A 4,168-nucleotide genomic window follows, 5' to 3' on the forward strand; every position below is an offset into this window, starting at 1 on the left:
GATTGAATATAACCGACGTGACTGTTACATTTAGGTGGCTAAACCCGTCAAGCCCTCAGGAGTGAATCATGACCGTAGTCACGACCGCCGATACCTCCCAACTGTACGCACTTGCAGCCCGACATGGGCTCAAGCTCCATGGCCCGCTGACTGTCAATGAGCTTGGGCTCGACTATAGGATCGTGATCGCCACCGTCGACGATGGACGTCGGTGGGTGCTGCGCATCCCGCGCCGAGCCGAGGTAAGCGCGAAGGTCGAACCAGAGGCGCGGGTGCTGGCAATGCTCAAGAATCGCCTGCCGTTCGCGGTGCCGGACTGGCGCGTGGCCAACGCCGAGCTCGTTGCCTATCCCATGCTCGAAGACTCGACTGCGATGGTCATCCAGCCTGGTTCGTCCACGCCCGACTGGGTCGTGCCGCAGGACTCGGAGGTCTTCGCGGAGAGCTTCGCGACCGCGCTCGCCGCCCTGCATGCCGTCCCCATTTCCGCCGCCGTGGATGCGGGGATGCTCATCCGTACACCGACGCAGGCCCGTCAGAAGGTGGCCGACGACGTTGACCGCGTCCGACGCGAGTTCGTGGTGAACGACAAGCGCCTCCACCGGTGGCAGCGCTGGCTCGACGACGATTCGTCGTGGCCAGATTTCTCCGTGGTGGTGCATGGCGATCTCTACGTGGGCCATGTGCTCATCGACAACACGGAGCGCGTCAGCGGGATGATCGACTGGAGCGAGGCCCGCGTTGATGACCCTGCCATCGACATGGCCGCGCACCTTATGGTCTTTGGTGAAGAGGGGCTCGCGAAGCTCCTCCTCACGTATGAAGCGGCCGGTGGCCGGGTGTGGCCGCGGCTCGCCCACCACATCGCGGAGCGCCTTGCGTTCGGGGCGGTCACCTACGCACTCTTCGCCCTCGACTCGGGTAACGAAGAGTACCTCGCTGCGGCGAAGGCGCAGCTCGCCGCAGCGGAATGAGCGAACGTCGATATAGCCCGCTCGCGACGCTGTTCGCGGCGACCTTTCTCTTCCGGATCGGCAACGCGGTGGCGGCCCTCGCGCTTCCATGGTTCGTCCTGTCTCATACAAAGAGCGCGGCCTGGGCGGGCGCCACGGCCGCTAGCAGCGTCATCGCGACCATCATCGGCGCGTGGGTTGGTGGTGGCCTCGTCGATCGGTTCGGGCGCGCGCCCGTCGCATTGATCTCGGGTGTGGTGGGCGGCGTGGCCATGGCGAGCATCCCACTGCTCGATGCCGTTGGCGCCCTCTCGAACACTGGGCTGATCGCTTGCGTGGTGCTCGGTGCCGCGTTCGACGCACCCGGTATGGCCGCGCAGGACAGTGAGCTGCCCAAACTCGGCCACGTCGCCGGGCTCTCCGTTGAGCGCGTCTCGTCACTGAAAGCGGTGATCGGGAACGTCGCGATTCTAGGTGGCCCGGCCCTTGGGGGGGCCGCAATCGGCCTGCTTGGCGCTGCGCCAACGCTCGGGCTGACGGCGTTCTGCTCCGTCCTTGCAGGTCTGCTCGGCGCGTGGGTGCTTCCCGCGCGTGCCGCTCGGACGATGACCACGACGGCGACTCTCTCCATGCGCGCCGGCGTCGCTTTTCTCTGGAGCGAACCCCTGCTGCGCCCTCTCTTTGGTATAGTGATGATCTTCGTGGGCATCGTTGGCGCCAACGGCAGCGTCATCATGCCTGCGCTGTTTGTAGATGCAGGACGCCAAGTAGCAGAGCTCGGGCTGTTCTCCTCAATGATGGGGGCTGGTGGTCTCCTTGGCATTGCCATTCATGCGTCGGTCGGCGCCCGGATATCAGCGCAGAACTGGCTGGCGGTGGCATTTTGTGGCTCTGCGGTGGGCTCGCTTCTGCTTTCACAGTTGCCAGGCGTGCCGGTGCTGATGTTGTTGGGCGCGCTCGTGGGACTGCTGACCGGCTCAGTCTCTCCCATTCTCAACGCTGCCATCTACAACCGCACGCCGCCAGAACTTCTCGGCCGGGTACTCGGCACGGTCTCGGCGGTGATGCTGTCAGCCTCGCCCATGGTTATGCTTGCGGCCGGCGCGTTTGTCGACCTTGCTGGTCCGCTCCCTGGCCTCGTTGTATCGGCCGTGTTTGCGGGGCTCGTGGCTCTACTCTCGCTCCGTCTTCAATTTGCTACAATGGCGGCGGCAGCCACAGCCTCCGCCCCAACCCATACAGAAGGTGAACACTGATGCCCCGCCCCAAGCTCAAGTCCGATGACGAGGTACTCGAGGCCGCCACCGTAGTGCTGAAGCGTTGCGGTCCCATAGAGTTCACGCTCAGCGGAGTAGCAAAGGAGGTGGGGCTCTCCCGCGCAGCGTTAATCCAGCGCTTCACCAACCGCGATACGCTGCTGGTGAGGATGATGGAGCGCGGCGTCGAGCAGGTGCGGCATTACCTGAATGCGATACCGATAGGCGCAGGGCCGCAAGGGCTCTGGGAATTTTTGCAGGTGCTCGTTCGGAGCATGAACACTCGCAACGACTTCTCGGTGAACTATCTCATCTCCTGGTACGAGCTCCAGGTGCCGGAGCTACGCACGCTTGCGATCCAGCGGAACCGCGCGGTGGTGGAGGGGATCCGCAAGCGACTGCCCCCAGGTGCTCCTGCGGCAGCTGAGTTGCTCCTGCACTCGGTCATCGCTGGCGCGACGATGCAGTGGGCCGTCGATCCGGATGGTGAGCTAGCTGATCATGTGCTGGCTCAGATCGCTGCCATCCTGTGTTTAATGTTTCCCGAACACGACGATTTCCAACTCCTCCAGGCACATGCGTAAACGGAGGTGTGCAGAGTCCCTGCGGCAGGCGACGAACACGACCGTCGTCGATTAGTACCGGTACGGTCGGTGGTATCGAAGTCTTGATCACCACTCAGGTCTACGGCTTACAAATGGTGACCATCCCGATACTTGCGTCAGAGCACCGGGCCGATTCTTTGACAGTGAATCACTCCCGTAAGGTTGTGCCGGTGTGGGTGTCCCGGGTCGAGACGATACTCCGCCAATGCGCCCAGCAAACAACCTGGCCATCGCAGGTGGTGGGGAGCGGTGTGGCGGATGAGTTGGACAAGTTGGTGTAGCAGCACGAGCACGGCGAGATAACATCGCAGGAGTTCGACATGCTCAAGAGACAGCTGATTGCGAATCGCGATGCAGATTCATAACCCGATTGCGGGTTGGCTTCACTCCACCATCACCGAGCAGACTAGCACGGCGGGCTCTGTTGCAAAGATTGGCGGCAGTCAGAGGTAGGCTGTCGCTCTGCGCCGATCAGGCGGCTGCTGCGAAATGGTGGTTGAGCATGCCCATGGCCTCCGTCAGCGCCGAGGGCCCAATGCCAAAAGCTCTCTCCACAAGGCGCACCTCGCCCCTGATGCCGGGCTGCAGGCACCAGGGGCGAGCCTGTCCTTTGCGCAGGGCTCGCATGACTTCGAATCCCTTGATCGTGGCATAGGCCGTGGGGATCGATTTGAAACCGCGCACCGGCTTGATCAGTATCTTGAGCTTTCCGTGATCGGCCTCGATCACGTTATTGAGATACTTCACCTGCCGGTGGGCCGTCTCCCGGTCCAGCTTTCCTTCGCGCTTCAATTCGGTGATCGCTGCACCATAGCTCGGCGCTTTGTCGGTATTGAGCGTGGCAGGCTTTTCCCAGTGCTTCAGGCCTCGCAGGGCCTTGCCCAGGAACCGCTTCGCTGCCTTGGCGCTGCGGGTCGGCGACAGGTAGAAATCGATCGTGTCGCCCCGCTTGTCGACTGCCCGGTACAGGTAGGTCCACTTGCCCCGCACCTTGACGTAGGTTTCATCCAGGCGCCAGCTCGGATCAAAGCCACGCCGCCAGAACCAGCGCAGCCGCTTCTCCATCTCCGGGGCGTAGCACTGGACCCAGCGATAGATCGTCGTATGGTCGACCGAAATGCCGCGTTCCGCCAGCATTTCCTCAAGGTCGCGATAGCTGATCGGATAGCGACAATACCAGCGCACCGCCCACAGGATCACATCACCCTGGAAATGGCGCCACTTGAAATCCGTCATCGTTCCGTCCGTCCAATCTCCGCCAAGCATGCTCAAGCTTCACGATTTTTGCAACAGAGCCCACACGAGTATTGAGCATAGTCGAGATTGGTGCAGATCACTTCTGATATTGAACTGT

4 protein-coding genes are annotated in these 4,168 nt (G+C 62.3%); 3 read left to right on the forward strand and 1 reads right to left on the reverse strand.

The window, feature by feature from the left end:
• Nucleotides 1–68: 68 nt before the first annotated feature.
• Genes ACJHX4_RS26545 through mphR(A) form a run of 3 tightly spaced genes read left to right on the forward strand, consistent with a single transcriptional unit; the run spans nt 69 to nt 2,793 of the window.
• Nucleotides 69–974, forward strand: a complete 906-nt coding sequence (locus tag ACJHX4_RS26545) for an Mph(A) family macrolide 2'-phosphotransferase (RefSeq protein ID WP_000219391.1) — start codon at nt 69–71, stop codon at nt 972–974.
• Complete coding sequence (gene mrx(A), locus ACJHX4_RS26550) at nt 971–2,209, forward strand: macrolide resistance MFS transporter Mrx(A) (protein WP_000004159.1); 1,239 nt, start codon at nt 971–973, stop codon at nt 2,207–2,209. The genes ACJHX4_RS26545 and mrx(A) overlap by 4 nt, the downstream gene beginning before the upstream one ends.
• Entirely contained in the window at nt 2,209–2,793 is a 585-nt protein-coding gene (mphR(A), locus tag ACJHX4_RS26555; RefSeq protein WP_001137892.1) for a macrolide-binding transcriptional repressor MphR(A), read from the forward strand. The genes mrx(A) and mphR(A) overlap by 1 nt, the downstream gene beginning before the upstream one ends.
• Before the next feature lie 492 nt (nt 2,794–3,285).
• Here the strand turns inward: mphR(A) and ACJHX4_RS26560 are convergent, their stop codons facing one another.
• Nucleotides 3,286–4,050, reverse strand: coding sequence for an IS6-like element IS6100 family transposase (locus ACJHX4_RS26560; RefSeq protein ID WP_001389365.1), 765 nt, complete (start codon nt 4,048–4,050; stop codon nt 3,286–3,288).
• Between the last annotated feature and the right edge of the window lie 118 nt (nt 4,051–4,168).

This window comes from Escherichia sp. WS2035 (assembly GCF_046487065.1).
GTDB lineage: Bacteria > Pseudomonadota > Gammaproteobacteria > Enterobacterales > Enterobacteriaceae > Escherichia > Escherichia coli.

What these genes read in the sequence shown, in the direction of transcription:
- ACJHX4_RS26545 (WP_000219391.1), top strand. Translation starts at nt 69, where the DNA reads ATGACCGTAGTCACGACCGCCGATACCTCCCAACTGTACGCACTTGCA.
- ACJHX4_RS26560 (WP_001389365.1), bottom strand. Translation starts at nt 4,050, where the DNA reads ATGACGGATTTCAAGTGGCGCCATTTCCAGGGTGATGTGATCCTGTGG.